Annotated in this window: 7 protein-coding genes; all 7 read right to left on the bottom strand. The window is 65.8% G+C overall.

What is annotated here, in order from left to right:
- Nucleotides 1-41: 41 nt before the first annotated feature.
- The 7 genes from gbd to AWB70_RS13155 all read right to left on the bottom strand — a co-directional run bounded on the left by gbd (nt 42) and on the right by AWB70_RS13155 (nt 21,794).
- Nucleotides 42-1,181, bottom strand: a complete 1,140-nt coding sequence (gbd, locus tag AWB70_RS13185; RefSeq protein ID WP_053571603.1) for a 4-hydroxybutyrate dehydrogenase — start codon at nt 1,179-1,181, stop codon at nt 42-44.
- Nucleotides 1,182-1,300: 119 nt separating this feature from the next.
- A complete protein-coding gene (locus AWB70_RS13180) occupies nt 1,301-2,212 on the bottom strand; it encodes a GNAT family N-acetyltransferase (protein ID WP_053571604.1) in 912 nt (303 codons plus the stop codon).
- Nucleotides 2,213-2,864: 652 nt separating this feature from the next.
- Nucleotides 2,865-3,698, bottom strand: a complete 834-nt coding sequence (locus AWB70_RS13175; RefSeq protein WP_053571605.1) for a formyl transferase — start codon at nt 3,696-3,698, stop codon at nt 2,865-2,867.
- 19 nt (nt 3,699-3,717) lie between these two features.
- Nucleotides 3,718-5,904, bottom strand: a complete 2,187-nt coding sequence (locus AWB70_RS13170) for a TonB-dependent siderophore receptor (protein ID WP_053571606.1) — start codon at nt 5,902-5,904, stop codon at nt 3,718-3,720.
- A 49-nt stretch (nt 5,905-5,953) separates the two neighbouring features.
- On the bottom strand, nt 5,954-7,315 hold the full coding sequence (locus AWB70_RS13165) for a lysine N(6)-hydroxylase/L-ornithine N(5)-oxygenase family protein (protein ID WP_053571607.1): 1,362 nt from the start codon (nt 7,313-7,315) through the stop codon (nt 5,954-5,956).
- Nucleotides 7,316-7,335: 20 nt separating this feature from the next.
- Nucleotides 7,336-12,291, bottom strand: coding sequence for a non-ribosomal peptide synthetase (locus tag AWB70_RS13160; protein WP_053571608.1), 4,956 nt, complete (start codon nt 12,289-12,291; stop codon nt 7,336-7,338).
- Complete coding sequence (locus tag AWB70_RS13155; RefSeq protein ID WP_053572105.1) at nt 12,288-21,794, bottom strand: non-ribosomal peptide synthetase; 9,507 nt, start codon at nt 21,792-21,794, stop codon at nt 12,288-12,290. The genes AWB70_RS13160 and AWB70_RS13155 overlap by 4 nt, the downstream gene beginning before the upstream one ends.
- Nucleotides 21,795-21,858 lie beyond the last annotated feature (64 nt).

Here is a 21,858-nt window from a genome sequence, read left to right as displayed (position 1 = left end):
TGCGCTCCGGCCCTCTTGGCGCCGGAGCGAATTTGACTCGTTTACATCGACGCTTCGAGCATCGCTTCGTAATCCGCGCTCGACGCCTCGCGCGGATTCGTCTTATGACTGTGATCCTTCAGCGCGCCCGCGATGATGCGTGGAAACAGTTCGCGCGTGACGCCGAGTTCGCCGAGGCCGCGCGGCAGGCCGAGCGTCGCGGTCATCGCGCGCACCGCGTTGCCGACTTCGTCGCCCGATTTCAGGCCCATTGCCTGTGCGATGCGGCCGAGCTTGCTCTCCTCCTGCATCGTCGGCGAGCTGCTGTTGAACGCGATGACCGCCGGCAGAAAGATCGCGTTGAGCGTGCCGTGATGCAGTGTCGGATCGATGCCGCCGAGCGAGTGGCTCAGGCTGTGCACGCAGCCGAGGCCTTTCTGAAACGCGAGCGCGCCCTGCATCGATGCGCTCATCATGTTCCAGCGCGCCGCGCGGTCCGAGCCGTCGCGCGTCGCACGTTCGATGTGACGCCACGCACGCCACAGGCCGTCGAGCGCGATGCCGTCGGCGGGGGCGTTGAACGCGGGGGCCATGAAGGTTTCGAGGCAATGCGCGATCGCGTCCATGCCGGTCGCGGCGGTGAGCTTCGGCGGCAGGCCGAGCGTCAGTTCCGGATCGCAGATCGCGACTTTCGGCACGACATGCGGCGAGATGACGCCGACCTTGCGGCCATCGTCGAGAATGAGGATCGCGCCGCGGCCCACTTCGCTGCCGGTGCCCGCGGTGGTCGGAATGGCGATGACGGGCGCGGTCTTCGCCGTGATGCGCGCGAGGCCGCCTTCGATCACCGCGAAGCTTTGCAACGGGCCGTCGTGCGTCGCGCAGACCGCCACGCCTTTCGCGAGATCGATGGACGAGCCGCCGCCCGCCGCGATCACGCCATCGCAGTGATTCTCCTTGAACATCGCGACAGCTTCGCGCACGGCCGCTTCGTTGGGATTCGGCGGCGTGCCGTCGAACACGGCCACGGGCGCCGACGAGCCCAACGCATCGAGCACCTTGTCGAGCAGGCCGGCTGCGCGAATGCCGGCATCGGTCACGACGAGCGGACGGCGAATGCCGATGCGCTCGCACTCGCTTGCAAGCAGGCGCACCGCGCCGAAATCGAACTGAATCTGCGTGATGTAATTGATGAGGGGCATGGTGACTGACGGGAAGTTATAGCCGTCAGTATAAAAGCCGTTGCCCCCGCGCGATATTGATTAGTTTCGATAGCGTGATAACTTTTACTCAACCCAGACTCGCTTTTGGCATCGCCGCGTCAGAAGCGGAAGTCGTCGAAGAACTTCTTGCGTTCTATCACCGTGAGCGCGGCGCGTTTGTGCGGGAAGTCGAATTCCTTGAGCGTGTAAAAGCCCATGCGATGCATAAACGCGATATGCCGTACGTGATCCACGCGCGGTTCGCCGACGAGCCGTTCCGTGCGCGGATCGTCGATGAACATGTAGTGCAGCACGCCGCTCCACCATGCCTTGAGCTTGCCCGCGCTTTGAAATTGCGCATCGCCGATGAGCAGATGCAGGCCGCGGTCGAAGTCGCCGGCATCGTAGAACGGTCCGAGACGGTCTTCCTTCGCCCAATAGAATTCGAAGTAGCCGAAGGGATGGTCATCGAAATAACCGATCATCGGATGCATGTGCGGATCGTTGCGGCGTTCCGCGAGATACGCGGCGTGTTCGGCGCGCGTGCCGCGCTGGTCCCAGAAGTGTGCGACGCGGTCGAGGTTCATCCATGCGCTGAAGACTTCCGAGTCGGCGTCGGGGTCGGCGGTGCGCAGGCTGAAGGTCATGTCGATCTGCGGAAAGTGGCGTTCGTAGATGGTGCCTTCGGTGTTGGTTGGCCTCACCGGGTGACGTGTGCCGTTGCTTTCCATGTATTGCAGCGGGGTTTCGCTCGATGCTGGTGCTTTTAGCCACGGTTGGGGGCTTTGCCAGAAGGTTTGGCGCGATGTGGTCAGGAGGATTTCATCGTCGCGATGTTCTGCGTTGTCGATGATGTTTTCCGCTTTTGCTTGCTGTATGACGAGTTCGGCTTCTTTCGCGTACGGCAATGTGATGGTTGCCGTGCGGCGTTCGGGGTCGTTGCAGTAGATATCGCAGAGGGCCTTGCGTAACGCTTCCGGGTTTAGCGTTGCAGGCAATGCGGCTATGGTTGGGTCGAAACGGATGTTCATTGGTTGGTTCCTTTTTTGCGCTTTATTGCGCGGCGAAGGTTTGGTTGGATTCCCGTTTTTGCTTTTGTGGAATCCTGAATTCGTGTCGGTTTATTGGCGATGCCCCTCCCCGGGGCGGGGGTAACTTTCTTTGCTGCTGCAAAGAAAGTCACCAAAGAAAGCAGCTTTGTCACCGCCCGCGGTCACACGCACGTTGGCCACTTTTCTCCTCCATGGCGGCACTCGCCTAAAGAGTGCCCCCACAAAACCCATCGGGCTTGGATCGCGCACGATCCGTCACGTCGCACCACACAACAAACCGGTACAGCCATTTCAAGCTCCAGCCCGCTTCGCGGCCGATGGGTTTTTCCCTCGCATACCCAGCGGCAGCGCGTAGCGCTGTGCCGGAGCTATTTCGTGCTGAACCAGCGCGCTTCGCGCACTAGCTTGTCAGACCGTGCGCGATCCAAGTCTGGTTAGTCCTTCGAGGGCGACACTTAGGCGAGTGCCGATCCCGGAGGAGAAAAGTGGCCAAACTGCGTGTGACCGCGGGCGGTGACAAAGCTGCTTTCTTTGCCTACTTTCTTTGCAGCAGCAAAGAAAGTAGGTGCCGCCCCGCACAGGGGCAGAGCTAATAGACCACCCCCAATACGGGATCCGGCGAAAAAAACAATCAAACCAAACTCTCAGCCATAGCCAAAAGCCCCCCTTCGAGCGCAGGAAACAAGCTCCGCTGAAAGTTATTCCACCGCAACTCCAGAATGGAATCCGCCGGATCAATACTCGTCCCGAGCACATCGAAAATCACTTCCCCCGAATCGATCCCGTTATCCACGAAATGAAACGAAGCCCCTGTCCGGTCGATCACCGGCGCGGGTTGAACCCGCATCGTGTTCCAGTCGACCACGCGTTCGCCCCGCGCGCCATACAGCGCATCGAGCGTCGCATACGCTCCGCGCCGCTCGAACGGCGAGCCCAGCCGCGTCACGCCCGGATGAATATTCGCAATGCGCCGGCAGAACTCCGCCTCCGGCCGAACCAGTTCATCGAGAATCACGAGCAGCCCATCGAGCACGACGAAATCCGCATCGAGCGCATGAAGCTTGTCGAGCAAACGGCGCTCGAACGCACGCTTTTGCACCGCGCGTTCGGCGACCGCATCCATCGGCAAGCGCCGGTAAGCGGACGGAATCGCATGAAAGAGACTCGTCACCGGCACGCCCTGCACCGCGAGTTCCGGCGGATGAATCCACTGCCCGCCCGGCGCGTAGCGAAAGCCATAAGCGCCGAGCTTTTCACGGTCTCGCGGCGAACCCTCGTCATCGTCATAGATCACGCCTTCCAGCGAATACAGATCGCCCAAAGGTGAAGCGTTCAGTTGCTCGACGAGATACTCCAGCGGCGACTTCATGTAGCGCGTGCCGCCCTTGTACTCGATATGCTGTCCCGCGCGATCCGCAGCCGCGTTGCGCAAGGACATGATGTAGGCCAGCTTTATCTTCGTCATCGAATCCTGCTCGAAAGAATCACCAGTTATAACGGGCGCTCGCGATCACCGTGCGCGGATTGCCATAGAAACAGGCCGAGTCCGACTGGCATCCGCTCACGAACGTGCGATTGAAAATGTTCGACGCATTCACCGCGAAGCGCCAATGCGGCATGTCGTAATGAATCGCCGCGTCGTAGACCGTATAGCTCGGGATATAGAGCGAGTTATCCGCCGCGCCCGCCAGGCCGCTCTGATAGCGAATGCCCGCGCCAAAGCCCAGGCCGTCGAGCGGCCCCGAATGCCACGTCCAGTCCGCCCACAGCGAGGCCATCTGACGCGGCAGCGGAATCGATACCGGCCACTTGCCGAGCGTCACGTCGTTCGCCTGGATGTTCTTCACATCCTGATAGACATATGCCGCGATCACCGACAGATTGCGCGTCACGTTGCCCACCGCCGACAGCTCGATGCCGCGCGAGCGCACCTCGCCCGTCTGCACGGAGAACGTGCCGGTGGGATCGGTCGGATCGGGCGTGAGCACGTTGGTCTGGTTGATCTGATAGACCGCCGCGCCGAGCATCAAATTCTTGCCGGGCGGCTGCCAGCGCAAGCCCGCTTCGATCTGCCGGCCTCGCGTGGGCGAAGGCAGGCCGCCATCGGCCATCTTCACGCCGATGATCGGATTGAACGATGTCGAATAGCTGATGTAAGGCGATAACCCATAGTCGCCGAGATACGTGAGGCCGACGCGGCCCGTGAACGCGCTGTCGTTCTGCTTCTGCTGCGTGCCGCCGACGATATCGTCCTGCCTCGTATTGCTCCAGTCCTCGCGGCCGCCGATAGTCAGCATCCAGCGATTCCACTTCACCTGATCCTGCGCATACAGACCGAAGCTATCCAGCGTCGTGCGCGTGTTCGTCTGGCCGAACGAATCGGGACCGCTGAAAATCGCGGTCGATACCGGCGTATAAACCGGGATGTACATGTTCAGGCTCGGACCGAGCGCGAGCCATTCGCTATCGGTCGAATTCTGACGGTTGTACTCGAAGCCGAGCAGCACGGTATGTTCGAGCGGCCCCGTGCCGAAGCGCGCCTGCGCCTGGTTATCGATATCGAAGCGGCTGTAGTTCGGCTGGAACAATCCGGCAAATCGCGCGAGCGTCTGCTCGCTCGGATCGCTCGTATCGAGGCCCGCGCCCCACACCGCGCCGTTATCGAGTGACAAATGCATCCAGCGCGTGTTCTGCCGGACTGTCCAGATGTCGTTGAACTTGTGCTCGAACTGATAACCGACCGACCATTCCTTCTTGCGATAGTACGAGTAAGTCGGATCGCCCGTATAAAGGTTCTCCGATATCTTTCCGTTCGGATTGGGCAGCACCGTGCCTTGCGCGGGCAGAAAGTTATTCGACGCGTCGCCCCAGTCCTGCAGATAACTCGCCGCGATGGTCAGCGAGGTATTCGCGCTCGGCTGCCAGCGCACCGAAGGCGAAATCGCGAAACGCTGCTCGTCATGCGGACCGGTCAGCGAATTGCCGTCGCGTCCCACGGCCAGCACGCGATACGACAGCGTCCCGTCCTTGTCGATCTTGTCGCCGATATCGAACATCACCTGCTTGCGCGCATAGTTGCCGATCTGCACGCCCGCTTCGCGATAGCGCCCGCCATCGGCAAGCTTGCTTTGCACATCGACGATCGCGCCAGGATCGCCCTGCCCGTAAAGCACCGAGGTCGGCCCGCGCAGAATCGTGATGCTGTCGATCATGTACGGGTCCACGCGCCAGCTCGACAGATTCAGCGTGTTAGGCACCTGAAGCCCGTCGACGAAGACCGTGGGCGTGAAGCCGCGCAACGCCGAATACCAGTCGGAACGCACGTCCGCGCCATACGACGAAAAGCCCGGCACGTAACGCAATGCTTCGTTGATGCTCGTCGCGCCCGTTTCCTCGATCTGCGCCGCCGTGACCACGTTGATGGTCTGCGGAATCTCGTCGATGGGCGTATCGGTCTTCGTGCCCGTGCGGCTCTTGCGAGCGACGAGCCCGACCGTATCGTCGCTATCCGCCGATGCATTCACGCGAACGGCGGGCAACGTGCTCGCCTGCGATGCGTCCTGCGATTGTGCTTCCTGTTGCTGCGCCAGCGCGTGATCGGCCGCCGCCAGATAAAACGTTGCGCCCACCGCCGCGGCAATCGCGCGGCGCTGCCCTCTTCCCCACGTCATTCTTCTTATCTCCAATCGCAATGCGGCTTATTCGTTCGCCGCGGACTTGTCAAAGAGCCACGGCCACGCGGCCGTTGCTCACCCCGGTTCGTCTTTCATCCGCCGCGTGTTGTGCGGCGTGGTTCTTTCCCGCATCCGCGAGCGATGCGGCGATCTCGTCGGAGCGCACCGCGAGCACGGAAAGCAGCGTGTCCGAGAGGCCATGGCTGTCTTCGCAGCAGCCTTGCAGATAGATGCGCGCCTTGAAATTCGAAGGCGTCCCGAGCCGGTAATCGCGGCCCACGCTCTGCTCGGCGAGCGCATCGCCGAGATGCGGCGCGAGGCCGTCGAGCAGCGCGAGATGCGTGTCGCGCCGATAACCCGTCGCAAGCACGAGCGCGTCGAAACGCTCGGCGTGCGCATGGCCGCTGAGGATGTCGCGCATCGTCAGCTCGATCTCGCCATTCGCGCGGCGCGCCGCGTTCTCGATCACCGTATTCGCCATCAGGCGATGCCGCGTTTCATCCGCCACCTTCTGCAGATAGAGCATCTCGTAGATCTGCTCGATCAGCGGACGATCCACGACCGCATAGTTGGTGTCGCGAAAGCGCTCGATCAGCGAGCGTCGTCCGTCTTCCGATTGCGCGAACACGACATCCGTGAACTCGGGACTGAAGATCTCGTTGACGAAAGGCGTGTCGTCGGCGGGCTTGAGCGCGCTTGCACGCATCACGAGCGTCGCATCGACATGCGGAAAACGGCGCGTGATGTCGGTGAAGACTTCGGCCGCGCTTTGTCCCGCGCCGATCACGGCAATGCGCTTCTTGCCGTTGCGGTCATCTCCCGCGACGCGCTCGATCGAACTCAGATACGCCGACGAATGAATCACGTTATGCGGGCCGAGCGACGCGAACGGCTCCGGCACGCGCGCCGTGCCGCCGACGCCGATCGAAAGCGCGGTCGTCACGCGCCGCCATTCGCTGCCGTCTTCATCGCGCGAGACGACGCGCAGCGCGTTGACATCGCCGTTGCTATCGATCACCGGCTCGATCGCCGCGACGCTCTGCCCGTAATGCACGCGATCGTCGAATGCCTGCGCGACCCAGCTCAGATAGTCGTGAAACTCGACGCGCGTCGGATAGAAGTTCTTCAGGTTCACGAATTCGTTCAGCCGGCCGCGCTCGAACAGATAGTTGATGAACGTGAAGCGGCTCGTCGGATCGCGTTGCGTGACGAGATCCTTCAGAAAGGAAATCTGCATGCGGCAATCGTCGAGCAGCATGTCGCGATGCCAGCCGAACGCCGCCTGCCGTTCGATATAGCATTGCTTCAAATGCGATGACCCGCCCGCTTCGGCAAGCCGCACGGCCAGCGACAGATTCGACGGCCCGAAGCCGACGCCGATCAGATCGAATACGGTTTCTTTCTTCATTTCCCTGTGTCTCACGAATGTCATTGGTCGATGCTGAGCGACACGCGACGCGCGAGCGTCGCGGCAAGGCCCGCGCAATGCGGCGTGGCGAAAACGTCCTGAATGGCGATGTCGAAGCCCGCCCGGCGCGCCGCATCGACGAAGCGCACGACGGCGAACGAGGTCGCGCCTGCTGCGAACAGATCGTCGTGCGGCGTGACGGTCTGGCCGTCGAACAGTTCGCGCCAGATATCGGCGAGTGCGCGGGCTTCGCTCGTGTCCTCATCGCGTGCGATCGATACGGATGCGTGTCCGGCATGCGCGAACGCGACTTCGATTGCGCCGAATGCATCGTGCGGCGCGTGCGCGAATCGTTCGATGGTCGCGAGATAACGCTTCGCGAGAGCATCGACGAACGCGCCATCGACACGTTCGTTCGCGTATGAAAACGCGCAACTCACGCGGCCGTCCGGATACTCGGTGACGTCCAGTTCGAGATCGAACACCACGCGATGACGCACATCGTCGAAGCCTTCGATGGCAAGGCCCGCCCAATCGCGCGCGGCCATCGCGGCGGGGCGAAGGTAGTTGAACATCACCTGAAAGAGCGGATTGCCCGCGCCGGGCCGCTGCGCATTCGCCGCGGCGACGACCTCGGCGAATGGCACGTCGGCGTGCGCATAGGCGGCGAGCGCGGCGTCGCGCACGCTGGCAAGCAAGCTCGCGGGCGTTTCGCCGCCGGCGATGCGCGTGCGCACGACGACCGCGTTGATGAAGAGCCCGAGTGCGTCGCGCGCGGCGTCGCCGGTCGATTCGCGTGTCGATGCGAGCACGCCCACAGGCTGATCGGTCGCGCCCGTCAAACCGTGCAGCGCGGCGTTCAATGCCGCGTGCAGCAGCATCGGCAGCGTGGCGTGGCATTCCATCGCGAGCGCGCGGGCGCGGGCGACAAGCGCATCGTCGAGATCGAACGCGATACGGCTCGCGAACCATTGCGGATCGTCCACACGGCCCGCGGCGGGCGCGGGCAAGGCGATCGCGGGCAATTCGCGCAGCGCATCGCGCCAGAACGCGAGCCGCGCGCCCGTTGGGGACGACGGCAGCACGAGTGCATGCGAGGCCCGCTCCGACACCGACGCGCCCTTTTGCAAGGCCACGTAAGTCGCGCGGATATCGTCGAGCCACAGATCGATCGATGTCCCGTCCGACACGATGTGATGCACGACGAGCGACAACACGTGATCGTCGTCGGCAATGCGCAGCAAACGCGCGCGCCACAGTTGTTTCGCGGCGGCGAGATCGAACGGCGTGAGCGCGTCTTCATCCGTCATACGCTTCGCTTCGTCGATACGGCCCGCCAGATCGATCGCCGGCAACTCGAAGCGCCACATCGGTGCGATGCGCTGGCCGGGCAATGCGCCCTCGCGTTCCACCAGTTGCGTGCGCAACGCCGGATGACGCGCGGCGGCTTGGGCAAGCGCCTCGCGCAGCGCATCGGCATCGAGCGGGCCGCGCATGCGCACCGCGACCGGAATGTTGTAGGCGGCGCTTTGCGGCTGCGCGCGCCACAGGAACCACAGACCGAGTTGCGCCGCGGAGAGCGGCCATACGCCGTTTTCATCGGGCGCGAATGCGGTTTGCACGGCATCCGCCGCGCCTTCGCACACGCTCGCCTGCAACACGCGCTTCGCATACTGCGACAACACGGGCGTCTCGAACAACGCGCGCACCGGCACATCGCGCGCGAGCATCTCCGCAATGCGTGTCACGACGCGCACCGCCGCAAGCGAATGCCCGCCCAGTTCGAAGAAATGATCCGCGCGCCCGACGCGCTCGGCATTCAGCACCTCGCGCCATATCTTCGCGAGTGCGGCTTCCACGCCCGCCGCCGGCGCTTCATAGATGCGCTCCTTTTTCGGCGGCTCGGGCAACACAGCGCGATCGACCTTGCTGTTCGCGTTGCGCGGCAACGCATCGAGCACGACGATATGCGCCGGGACCATGTAATCGGGCAGCGTGCGGCGCAAGTGCGCGTCGAGTTCGGCGGCATCCGCGGCACGGCCCAGCGCGGCGCGTTCGCGCGCATCCGCTTTCAGTTCGACATAGGCGACGAGCGCCGCCTGCGCGCCCTTGCCCCGGACCACGGCGCATGCTTCGCGAACGTCGTCGTGCGCGGCGAGTTGCGCCTCGATCTCGCCGAGTTCGATCCGCAAGCCGCGCAGCTTCACCTGATGATCGACGCGGCCGATGAAATCGAACACGCCATCGGCGCGGCGGCGCACGAGATCGCCCGTGCGATAGAGCCGCGCGCCCGGTGCGCCGTAGGGGTCGGGCACGAAGCGTTCGGCGGTCAGCGCGGGCCGGTCCAGATAGCCGCGCGCGACACCCACGCCTTCGCCGCCGAGATACAGCTCGCCGATCACGCCGACCGGGAGCCGATGCAAACGCTCGTCGAGCACATGCGCCGTGCGTGCGCCGACGAGCGTGCCGATCGGCAAATACGCGCAATCCGCGAGCTTCGCGGGGTCGTCGCCGGGATTGAACATCCACAGCATCGGCGTGATGACGGTTTCCGTCGGACCATAACCATTGACGATGCGTGCATTCGGAAACGCGCGGCGCATCAGCGCGAAGGCTTCGCGAGAGGTCGCTTCGCCGCCGACCGTAATCGACTTCAACGTGGGCGGCGCACCGTGCACGAGCGCCCATTCCGCGAGCTGCGTCGCGCAGCCGGGCGGCACGTAGGTCATCGTCACGCCTTCCTTGTTCATCAGCTTGCAGGTGAGCGCGGGCGGCCACAGCGTATCGGCCGTGATCGCGACGGCCGCGCCGCAGATGTACTGCGAGAACCAGCCCTCGTGCGCGCCGTCGAAGTTGACGGACTGGAACAGCATGAAGGTGTCGTTCTGCGTCGCGCCGTAGCGTTCGGCGATGGCCACGCAGTGCCGCGCGAACGAACCGTGATCGACGATCACGCCCTTCGGCTTGCCCGTCGATCCCGATGTATAGATCGCATAGGCCGCCTGTTCGGGCGCGACCTCGGGCAACGCAATGCGCGACGTTTCATCGTCGGCGTAGAGGGCTTCGTCGTCGAGCAGCAGAATGCGCGCGTTCGCGGGAACGGGCAGCGCCTCCAGGCTCGCGCGTTCGGACACGATGTGCTCGATGTGCGCGTCGTCGAGAATCTGCGCGAGACGTTCGCGCGGATGGCTCGGATCGAGCGGCACGAACGCTCCTCCGGACTTCAGCGCGCCGATCAGGCCGACGAGCAGATCGACCGAGCGCCCGAGCGCGACGCCCACGCGCGTCTCCGCGCGCACGCCCGCATCGACGAGCCGTTGCGCGATACGTGCCGCGCGCGCATCGACTTCGCCGCGCGTGAAGGCGCGCGCCATGTCCGCGACGCCGCGCGCATCGGGCTTTGCATGCGCATGACGCGCAATGCGTTCCTGCACGGAGACGAACGCTTCCACGTTTGCGGGCGCGTTGCGATTCCACGCGTCGAGTTGCGCGCGTTCGTCGTGCGGCAGCCATTGCAGATCGCCGACGCGCGTGTCCGGCGCATCGAGCGCAGTGCGCAACAGTTCGACGAAGCGCCGCGCGAGCCGCTCGATGGCGTCGGCATCGAAGAGATCGAGCGCATAGATGAACGCGGCGGCCAGCGTGCCGTCCGCGCGCTCTTCGAAGTTCGCGGTGAGATCGAACTTGGCGAACGGCGCGCCCGAGGGCAGTTCGGTCGCGCGCACATCGGCGAAGGCGGGCAGCGCGCGCCGCGCACCGTAAGCGGCCATCACCTGAAACAGCGGATGATGACTCGCGCTGCGCGCGACGCCGAGCGCTTCCACGACCTGCTCGAAGGGCACGTCCTGATGCGATTGCGCATCGACGAGCGCGCCTTGCGCCGCATCGACGAGGGCCGCGAACGGCTGCGCCGGTTCGACACGCGCCGCGAGCGTCAGGGTGTTGACGAAAAAGCCGATGAGCCCCGCCGTCTCCGCGCGCTCGCGATTCGCGGCGGGCACGCCGATCTGGATATGCGCTTCGCCGGAGGCCCGCGCGAAAAGCGCATCGAGCGCCGCGAGCAGCACGGCGAACGGCGTTGCGCGGCGCGCGTTGGCGAACGAACGCAAGCGCGCGGCGAGCGCGGCATCGAGCGCGAAGACATGACGCGCGCCGCGTGCGCTGCGCTCGCCGGGACGCGCCGCCGCGCCGGGCAGCATCAACACGTCGCGCGACGGATCGAGCCGCGAGCGCCAGAAATCGAGCTGACGGTCGCGCTCGCCCGCGTCGAGCCAGCGGCGCTGCCAGAGCGCGTAATCGGCGTACTGGATCGGCAACGGCGCGACCGAGACCGCCTCGCCCCGCGCATAGGCGCGATAGAACGAGGCCAGCTCGGCCAGCGCGATATCGGCGGACCAGCCATCGGACACGATGTGATGCGTCGTCAGCGAGAGCCAGTGCGTGTTCGCGTCGAGCTTCACCAGATGCGCGCGCACGAGCGGCGCATGCGCGAGATCGAAGGGGCGCGATTCGTCGGCGAGCGCAAGCGCAGCGGCGCGCGTCTCACGTTGCTCGACAGGCACGTGCGTGAGATCCACCGCTTGCCACGGACAGCGCATCGGCGCATGCACCGTTTGCAGCACGCCGTCCGCGCTTTCGGCGAAGGTCGTGCGCAGCGCTTCGTGGCGCGCGATCAATGCATCGCACGAAAGACGCAGCGCGTTCGCATCGAGCGCGCCGTCGAGCCGCAGCCGCTCGGTGATGTGATAGGCGGCGGGCTCGTCGATCATGCGCGCGTGCAGCCACAGACGCGTCTGCGCGAACGATGCGGCCACGCTCGTTTCGCATGCGTCGCCTCGCGCGCGCGGCGGAATCGGCAGCATGCGAAAGTCGATGCCCGCGTCCGCGAGCCGCGCGACGAACACCTTGCGCTGCGCATCGGGCAACTGCGCGAAGCGCGTCGCGAGCGAAAGCAGATCGGGTTGGGTGATGCTCATTGGGTCTCCAGTTCACCGAGCAGGGCGTCGATGGCGCTCGCCGCGTCATGCGCGCCGCCTGCGGCGTTGCGTTGAGTCAGCGCCGCATCGATCGCGGCGGCGCAGCGCGCGAGCGTGCGTTCGTCGAAGAGCGTGCGCAGCGGCAGCGTGAGCGACCAGTGCAGATTGGCTTGCGCGTTCGCCTGCGTCGCGAGCAGCGAATGGCCGCCGAGCGCGAAGAAATCATCCTCGCGTCCGATGCTTTCCGTGCCTTCGATAGGCAGCACGCGCTGCCAGATCGCGGCCAGCTCGCGTTCGGTCTGCGTACGCAGCGGCTCGACAGTGCGCTGCGTGCGTGCGGGCGCGGGCAGCGCGTTGCGGTCGCACTTGCCGTTCGGCGTCACGGGCAGCGCATCGAGCGCGATCACATGGGCGGGCGTCATATACGCGGGCAGTTGCGCACGCAGCGAATTGAGCACCGCGGTCTCGTCGAACGATGCGGGCGTGGCGCACGCGACGTAGCCGATCAACTGCTCGTCGCGCACGATCACGACGGCATCGCGCACGTTCGGCTCGGCGCGCAGGAGCGCTTCGATTTCGCCCGGCTCGATGCGCTGTCCGCGCAGCTTCACTTGCGTATCGATGCGCCCGAGATAATCGAGCGCGCCGTCATCTCGCCGGCGCGCGAGATCGCCCGTGCGATAAAGACGCGCGCCCGCGACGAACGGATCGGGCACGAAGCGCTCGGCCGTCAGCGCCGCGCGTCCGAGATAGCCGCGCGCAAGGCCCGCGCCACCGAGATACAGCTCGCCGATTGCGCCTTCAGGAACCGCATGCATGGCCGCATCGAGCACATGCAATTGAAGGTTCGCGATCGGATGACCGATGGGCACCGAAGGCGCATCGATATCGCTTGCGCCGCACGTCCAGTGCGAGACGTCGATAGCCGCTTCGGTCGGACCATAGAGGTTATAGAGGCGCGCATTGGGCAAGAGCCTTGCGACGCGCGCGACGAGTTCCGGCGCCAGCGCCTCGCCGCTTGCGACGATGCGTTCGATGCTCGTGCAGCGCGCCGCTTCACCGAACTCGTCGAGATGCGCGACGAACGCCGCGAGCATCGACGGCACGAAATGCAGTGTGCTCACGCGATGCGCTTCGATAGCCGCGACAAGACGCGCCGGATCGCGATGATCGCCGGGCGCGGCGATGGCGAGCGTGGCGCCCGTCGCGAGCGGCCACACGAACTCCCACACGGACACATCGAAGCCGAACGGCGTCTTGTGAAGCACGACATCGTCATGCTTCAACCGATACGCGTCCTGCATCCACGCGATGCGGTTCGCGAGCGCGCCGTGCGTGTTGCCCGCGCCTTTCGGCTTGCCCGTCGAACCCGACGTATAGATGAGATACGCGAGATGCGTATCGGTGACGTCGATGGGCGATTCGAGCGACGCATCGTTCTGCATGAGCGCGCCGATATCGACGACGCGCGCGTGCGCCGCCGCTGCTTCGACCCGCTCGCGCAAGTGCGCTTGCGTCAGCACGACGGCGGGCTTCGCATCGTCGAGCAGGTAGGCGATGCGGTCCGCCGGATAATCCGGATCGATCGGCAGATACGCCGCGCCCGCCTTCAACACGCCGAAGAGCGCCACGACCATGTCGAACGAACGCTCGACGCACAACGCGACCGCCGTGTCCGGCGCGACGCCCGACGCGACGAGCGCCGCCGCGACGCGATCCGCGTGCGCGTTCAGTTCGGCATACGACATGCGATGCAACGCGCCATCGGCAGCGGCCATTTCGAGCGCGATCGCATCCGGCGCGCGCTCTGCCATGCGTTCGAATTGCCGATGCAGCGGCGCGCTTTGCGCATCGCTCCATGTCTGCGCCGTCGCATTGAACCGCGCGTGTTCGGCGGCGAGGGAGATCGCGCCGAGCGGTGCGTCCGCGTCGGCGGCGAACGTATCGAGGCAGGCCGACAACGCGCGATGCAAGGCGATCACACGCGATTCGTCGAGACGCGCGGCGTCGTAGCCGTAATCGATGACGATCGACTCGCCCGCCTCGATGACGAGCGTCAGCGCGAAATCGGTCGCTTCGATATTGCGCAGATCGCGCATCTTCAGCGCGCGCGCATCGCCCCCCGCCCAGGCTTCGTCGACGGGATAGTTCTCGAACACAACGAGCGTATCGAACAACGATCCGCCGCCCTGTCCCGCCCAGCGCTGAATCTCCGCGAGCGGCGTATGCGCGTGTTCGTGGGCCGCGGCGTTATCGGCCTGCAAGTCGCGCAGCCACGCATTCGCCGCACGGTGCGGCAGCGGCGCGGTGATGACCGGAACGGTGTTGATGAAGAGACCGAGCACGCTGTCGATATCGGTCAGCGCGTCGGGACGGCCCGCGACCGTCGCGCCGAACGCGACGCTCGTGCGATGCGTCATGCGCTGCAATGCGAGCGCCCACGCGCCTTGCACGAGCGTGTTGAGCGTCACGCGCAGACGGCGCGCGGTGTCGGCGTAGCGCGTGGCCGTCGCGGCATCGAACGTGCCGCGCCATGCGCGATGATCGTCGAGCGAGGGTGTAGCGCTGGCCTCGCGCTGCGCGATGCGTGTCGGTTCGTCCAGACGTGCGAGCCGTTCGAGCCAGAACGCTTCGTCCGCCTGCGCGTCGCGCGTGGAGAGCCACGCGATGAAGTCGCGATAGCGCGCCTTGACCGCATGCGTGGCGAACGGTTGCGCGCGCGGCGGTTCGATGTAATCGCGCAGCACGTCCGCGAACATGCGCGCGGTGCTCCAGCCATCGAGCAGCAGATGATGCCGCGTCCACACGATGCGCCATTCGTCGCCGCTCAGGCGAATCAGCGTGACGCGCATCAGCGGCGGCGAGGCGAGATCGAAGCCGCGCGCGCGGTCTTGCGCGAGCCATGTTTCGAACGACGACGCCGCGTCGGCGCGCTCGCGCCAGTCCAGTACGTCGAACGGCATGCGCGCCTGGCGTTGCACGATCTGCATCGGCGCGGCCTCGTCGTGCGTGAAGCCGGTACGCAGAATATCGTGACGCGGCTCCGCTGCCTCGAACGCCGCGCGCAGGCGTTGCACGTCGGGCGAGACGAGCGTTGCGACGAGCTGGTTCACGTAGGTCGATTGCTCGGGCGCGAGCAGCGAATGGAACAGAATGCCGTGCTGCATCGGCGACAGCGGATAGATATCGGTGACGCTGCGCAGATCGGCCGGCAGGCGATCGAGCGCCGCTTGCGTCAGGCCGCCGTCACGCGCGAGCGGGAAGTCGCCCGGCGTCGCGCCCGCGCCCCTTTGCGCGACGCGTTCAGCGCAAGCGGCGACGATATCGGCGAGCGCTTTTTCGAAGCGTTGCGCGAGGCCGTCGATCGTCGCACGCTCGAATTGCGTCGAGCCATACACCCAATGCAGCCTGAGCGTGCGCTCGCCGCGGTCGTCGATATACGCGTGAATCGCGAGCGCATTGCCAAGCGGCCCCGCCGGATCACGCTCGCAGCCCGCGCCGCCGAAACGCGGCGTGAAGGCCGCATCGCGCGCGTCGTGCGACTCGAACTGGCCGAGATAATTGAACGTCACGCACGGGCGCGGCAATGCTTCGAGCGCGGCGCGGGTCGCATCGTCGCCATAATGACGCAGCACGCCGAAGCCGAGGCCTTTATGCGGCACCGCGCGCAACGTATCCTTCGTTGCCGCAAGCGTGGCCACGGGCGATGCCTCGGCGCGCACGCATACCGGATAGTGGCTCGTCAGCCAGCCGAGCGTGCGGCTCGCGTCGATATCGTCGAAGAGCGCTTCGCGACCATGTCCTTCCAGCTCGATCCGGCACGTCTCGCCGATCGCATGCGCGAGCGCCGCGATCAACACCTCGACCGTCTGCGTGCGATACGCGATGTTCGCATCGGCGAGCGCGGCGCGGGTGAGCGTGGCATCGATCGTCTGTTCGATCACAACGGCGTCGGCATTCATCGCCTTCGCGTGCGGATGATCGACGCGCAAACCGTCGGGCAACGATGCCGTCGAAGCCCAGTACTTCGCCTCGCCGGCAAACGGCGAGTGCGGATCGCGCGCCGCCTTCGCAAGACGCGCGGCCCATTGCGCGGCTGTCGCGCCGGTGCGCGTGAGGCTCGCGATGCCGCGCGTTTGCGCCGCGCGATAGGCGCTTTGCAGATCGTCGAGCAGGATGCGCCACGACACGCCATCCACGATCAGATGATGGATCGCGAGGTAGAGCTTCGTGCGCCCGTCCGGCAGCGATGCCGCGAGCGCGCAGGCAAGCGGCCCGCGCGAAAGATCGAGCGTGCGCTGGATCGCGTCGAACTGCGCGAGCGCATCGGCATCGTCGTTCGCGGTGACGGCGGCGAGCGGCAACGCATCGAATGCCTTCGATGAAACCACCCTGCGCCCGTTCTCGAAGCGCTGCCTGAAGATCTCGTGATGCGTGAGCAGCGCATCGAACGCGCGCGCGAACGCGTCGAGATCGAACGAGGCATGCGCATCGAACTCGATCGACTGGTTCCAGTGGCCGCGCTGCGGAATGTCGAGCGCGAAGAAGCGCAGTTGCGCGGGCGTCAGCGTGTCCGCGGCTTCGTTGGTCGTCGGCGCGGGTGCCTTTGCATCGATCGGTTTGACCACCTGTGCGAGTTGCGCGACGGTCGCGTTATCGAAGATCTGCTTGGGCGTCGCACGCAAGCCGCGTTTGCGCAGACGCGCGATGACTTGCAGCACGAGAATGGAATCGCCGCCGAGTTCGAAGAAGTTATCGTCGCGGCCAATCTGCTTCGCCTTCAGGACGTCCATCCACACCGAAGCGATCGCCGCTTCGGTCTCGCCTTGCGGCGCATCGCCCGATGCAGTGGCTTCGGCCGGCTTCATCGCGATCTCGCGCAGCGCGGCGCGGTCGATCTTGCCGTTGGCCGTCACCGGAAGCGCGTCGAGCACGAGGATCGATGCGGGCATCATGTAGTCGGGCAAGCGCGCGGCGAGCGCATCGCGCAGCACGGCTTCGTCCTTGACGGAGCCTGTCGCGAACGTCGCGAGTTGCAGTCTGCCGTCACGCTCGACGGGCAATGTTTCCGCTTGCGTCACGCCTTCGATCGCACGCAGCGCCGCGCTCACTTCGCCCGGCTCGACGCGATAGCCGCGAATCTTCACCTGATCGTCGAGACGGCCGAGAAACGCGATGTGGCCATCCGCGAGAAGACGCACGCGGTCGCCGGTGCGATAAAGCCGCTCGCCATGTGCGAACGGATGCGGCACGAAGCGTTCCGCCGTCGCGGCCGCGCGTCCGAGATAGCCGCGCGCCACGCCCGGCCCGCCCAGATACAGCTCGCCGATGCCGCCCGGCGGCACACGCGCGCCAAGCGCATCGAATACGTAAGCGCATGCGTTCGGCAATGGACGTCCGATCGGCACGCCCTGCGCATGGCGCTCAACGCCCGCGAATGCGCTCGCCTCGCAGGCGATCGCGCCGACCGTCGCTTCCGTCGGCCCATAGTGATTGATCACGCGGCACGCGGGCTTCAGCGCCTTCACGCGATCGACGAGCCCCCACGGCAGCGTTTCGCCGCCCGTGACGAGCGCATGCGAAGGCAGCACGTCGGCGCTCTGTTGCGCTTCGAGCAAGGCATGCAGATGGCTCGGCACGATCTTCAGGACGCCCACTTCGCGCGCGCGCATTTCGGCGGCGAAAAGATCGGGGTCGAAAGCGCAGCGGGCGGGCAGCAGATGCAGGGTGCGGCCGGAGCACAATGCGCCGAAGAGCGTCGTGTGACCGAGATCGGCGGCGACGGTGGAGACCATTGCCATCGATGCGCCGGGCGCGAAAGCGAGTTCGTCGAGCATGCCCTGCACGTAGTCGGCCAGCGCGCGATGCGGCACGGCCACGCCCTTGGGCGCACCCGTCGAGCCGGATGTGAAGATGACGTAAGCCGTTTGCTCCGGCGCGGGCTGCACGCGTGGCATCGCCGCGTTGGCGAGCGATGTATCGTGCGCGAGCGTATCGGTATCGAGCAACAGCGCGTTGCCGAGCGATCGCGGCGCGTTGCCGTCCGCCGTTGCGACGAGCGCGAGACGCGCGCCGCATGCTTCGATAGCCGCATCGAGCCGCGCTTGCGGCATCGACGGATCGAGCGGCGCGGCATATGCGCCCGCTTTCATCGCGCCGATCAACGCGACGACGAAGCGCGCGGAACGCTCGATGCATACCGCGACCGCATGTTCCGCCCGCGCGCCACGGTGACGCAACGCAAGCGCGATGCGGTTCGATGCATCGTCGAGTTCGGCGAAGGTCATCTGCGTCGACGCGTCCGCGAGTGCGATGCGATGCGGCGTCGCGCTCGCATGCTGCGCGATCAGCGCGAGGATATCGCTGGCCTCGACGCTCAGCGCGCGGCCTTGCCGCTCCGCATCCGGCGTCGTGCAATCGAGCGATGCGATCGCACGCGACGGATCGCGCACCGCATCCACGACGAGCGCCGCGAAGCTCGCGAGCCAAGCCTGCGCGGTCGTTTCATCGATGCAGTCGAGCGCGTGCGCCGCGACGAGTTCGATGCCGCGCGCATCGTCGGTGAAGTCGAGCGCGAAATCGAAGCGCGCGGCGAGGTCGGGACCGGGCGTTGCGATCGCGGTCGCGTTCGGCAGCGTAGCGTTCAGTTGCGCATCGAACTGCTGCGCGAACTTCACGCGCAGCCATGCATCGCCTCGTGCGACAGGCGGTTTCACCGCGTCGAGCACGCGCTCGAAGGGCACGTCCTGATGCGCGAATGCGTCGAGCGCATGACGGCGCACGTCATCGATCAATGCGGAGAACGTGCGGCGCGAATCCACGCGCGCACGCAACGCCAGCGTATTCAGGCACAAGCCGATGAGGCCCGCCGTCTCCGGCCGCTGCCGATGCGCCACGGGCGCCGCGACGACGAAATCGTTTGCTCCGGTGAGCCGGTGAAGCCACGCGTGGAACGCGGCGAGCAGCACGACGAACGCCGACGTGTGCGTCTCCCGCGCGAGTTCACGCAACGCGTTCGATATATCCGCGGACAAACGCAGCGACACGCGTGCGCCGCGATGATCGCGCGTGGCGGGACGTGCGCGGTCGCAAGGCAGCGCGAGCGGTTCGGGCGCGGCATCGAGCGCTTTACGCCAGTACGAAAGCTGGCGCTCGCCCTCTTCACTCGCGACCACATCGCGCTGCCATTGCGCGTAATCCGCGTACTGAACCGGCAGCGCGGGCAATGCGGGTTCATCGCCTTGCACATAGGCGCTATACGCTTTTGCAAGCTCGTCGAAGACGATGCGCGAACTGTAGCCGTCGGTAATCGCGTGATGAGCCGTGAGCATCAGGCGATGCGAGTCCTCGTCGAACGTGACGAGCGTCGCGCGCAATAAGGGGCCGCTGGACAGATCGAACGCTTCGCTCGCATGCGCTTCGGCGGATATGTCGGGGCTTGCTTGTTCGATCGTCACCGGCAGCGACGCATGAATGCGCTGCATGACGATGCCGTCGTCATTCTCGACGAGCGTCGTGCGCCATGCCTCGTGGCGCTCGATCAGATGATCGAGCGCGCGTTGCAGTACACGGACGTCGAGCTTGCCGTTGATATTCCAGTGGCCCGCGATGTGATACGCCGAGCCCGCGTCTCTCGTCTGCGCAAGCGCCCAGAAGCGTTGCTGCGCGAACGAAGCGGGCCTGTCGATGAAACGCGCGTTCGCCGTGCGGGCGCCTCGCACGATCGGCACGCCGTCTGCTTCCCGCTCGCTCGCATCGATCGAAGCGGCAAGCCTCTCCAGCGTGGGATCGTCGAAAATCGCATCGAGCCGCAGATTCGCGCGCCATTCGATACGGATGGCGGCCTGCAACTGCATTGCCGCGAGCGAATCGCCGCCGCGCGCGAAAAAGCGATCGGCCCGGCCGACAGGCGCGGCATCGTCGAGAATGCGCTGCCAGATCTGCGCGAGACGGCGCTCGGTATCGGTCTCCGGCGCAACGATGTCGCGTGCAGTCGATGCTGACGCGGCCTGTGCCTTCAACGCATCGCGGTCGAGCTTGCCGTTGAGCGTATAAGGCAAGCGCGCGAGCCGCACGAATCGATGCGGCTGCCACGCCGCGGGCAAGTGTTCCGCGAGATAGCTTTTCAGCGCGGCATCGGTCGCACTTTCGTGAGCGAGCACGAAACACGCGGTGAGTTGCGTGCGGCCATTCGCCGATTCGGCGAGCACGGCGGCATCGCGAATCGATGGATGCGCGCGCAGGCATGCCGCGATTTCCGCGGGCTCCACGCGCACGCCGCGAACCTGCACCTGATCGTCGATGCGGCCAAGATAATCGTAGGCGCCGTCGGCACGTTGGCGCGCGAGATCGCCCGTGCGATAGATGCGCGCGCCCGGCGCGCCCGATGCGTCCGGCACGAAACGCTCGGCGGTCAGGGCGGCGCGGCCGTGATAGCCGCGCGCGATGCACGCGCCGCCGAGCAGCAATTCGCCTTCGTCGATGCGCGCGACACGCTCACCGATCACGCTTCCGATAGGCAGCGCCGCGTAAGCATCGGCATCGCCGAGATCGGGTGTGACATGCGGCTCGACCGGCCACAGCATCGGCGAAATCACGGCTTCGGTCGGACCATAGCCGTTGATGAGACGCTGCGCGGCAAAGACGCGCCGCACGCGAGCGAACGCTTCGCGCGACAGCGCCTCGCCGCCGAACGCGAGCACGCGCAGCGATGCGGGCACGCCCTTGCGTTCGGCGACGGCCGCGAATTCACGCAGATAGGCGGGCGGAAACGCGGCCACGTTCACGCGCTCGCGTTCGATCAGCGCGTGCGCCGCATCGGGCGCGAACGGCGGCGGCGCGGTGATGACGATGCGCGCGCCCACCGCGAGCGGCGCGAGCCAGCATTCGTGCGCGGCATCGAAATTGACCGATGCGAAGTGCAGCAGGCTATCGCCTTCGCCGATGCCGAGCGCCTGCGCGAGCGCATCGCAATGCGCCGCGAGCGGACCATGCTCGACCACGACGGCTTTCGGCGTGCCGGTCGATCCCGACGTATAGATCATGTACGCGGCCGCGCGTGGATGCACGGGCGTGTCAGCATCAAGCGCGGGGGCATCGGCGCGGTCGTCCTGCACGTCGAAGCAGCGGGCGAAACGCGCGCGCATCGCCTCGCCGGCGCGTTCATCGACGATACCGTGCACGAGGCCCGCGTCCTTCGCGATCCAGTCGAGACGCGCGGCGGGATGATGCGGATCGAGCGGCACGAACACGCCGCCCGCCTTCAGCACGGCGAGGAGCGCGACGAACAGTTCGCAGGAACGCTCGACGCACACGCCCACGCGCACTTCAGCGCTCACGCCCGACGCGCGCAGCCGCGCCGCGAGACGGGACGCGCGGGCATCGAGTTCGCCGCGCGAAAGACGCGCGTCGTCGTGGGCATTGAACGCGAGCGCGGGCGCATCGGGTTGAATGCGTGCGAGCGCTTGAATACGAAGATGAAGCGCGGTCGGGAAACTCGTCATCGGCATGAATTCCTTGGGTTCTGTCCGCATCGGCAATTGCTGCGGCATGAACGGGGCGCCGCTC

Source organism: Caballeronia cordobensis (genome assembly GCF_001544575.2).
In the GTDB taxonomy this organism is placed as follows: domain Bacteria; phylum Pseudomonadota; class Gammaproteobacteria; order Burkholderiales; family Burkholderiaceae; genus Caballeronia; species Caballeronia cordobensis.
The sequence above is the reverse complement of the archived record's forward strand: the minus strand, read 5'-3'. Positions and strand labels throughout refer to the sequence as shown.

Coding starts and splice junctions, on each gene's coding strand:
- gbd (WP_053571603.1), bottom strand. CDS start 1,181: ATGCCCCTCATCAATTACATCACGCAGATTCAGTTCGATTTCGGCGCG.
- AWB70_RS13180 (WP_053571604.1), bottom strand. CDS start 2,212: ATGAACATCCGTTTCGACCCAACCATAGCCGCATTGCCTGCAACGCTA.
- AWB70_RS13175 (WP_053571605.1), bottom strand. CDS start 3,698: ATGACGAAGATAAAGCTGGCCTACATCATGTCCTTGCGCAACGCGGCT.
- AWB70_RS13170 (WP_053571606.1), bottom strand. CDS start 5,904: ATGACGTGGGGAAGAGGGCAGCGCCGCGCGATTGCCGCGGCGGTGGGC.
- AWB70_RS13165 (WP_053571607.1), bottom strand. CDS start 7,315: ATGAAGAAAGAAACCGTATTCGATCTGATCGGCGTCGGCTTCGGGCCG.
- AWB70_RS13160 (WP_053571608.1), bottom strand. CDS start 12,291: ATGAGCATCACCCAACCCGATCTGCTTTCGCTCGCGACGCGCTTCGCG.
- AWB70_RS13155 (WP_053572105.1), bottom strand. CDS start 21,794: ATGACGAGTTTCCCGACCGCGCTTCATCTTCGTATTCAAGCGCTCGCA.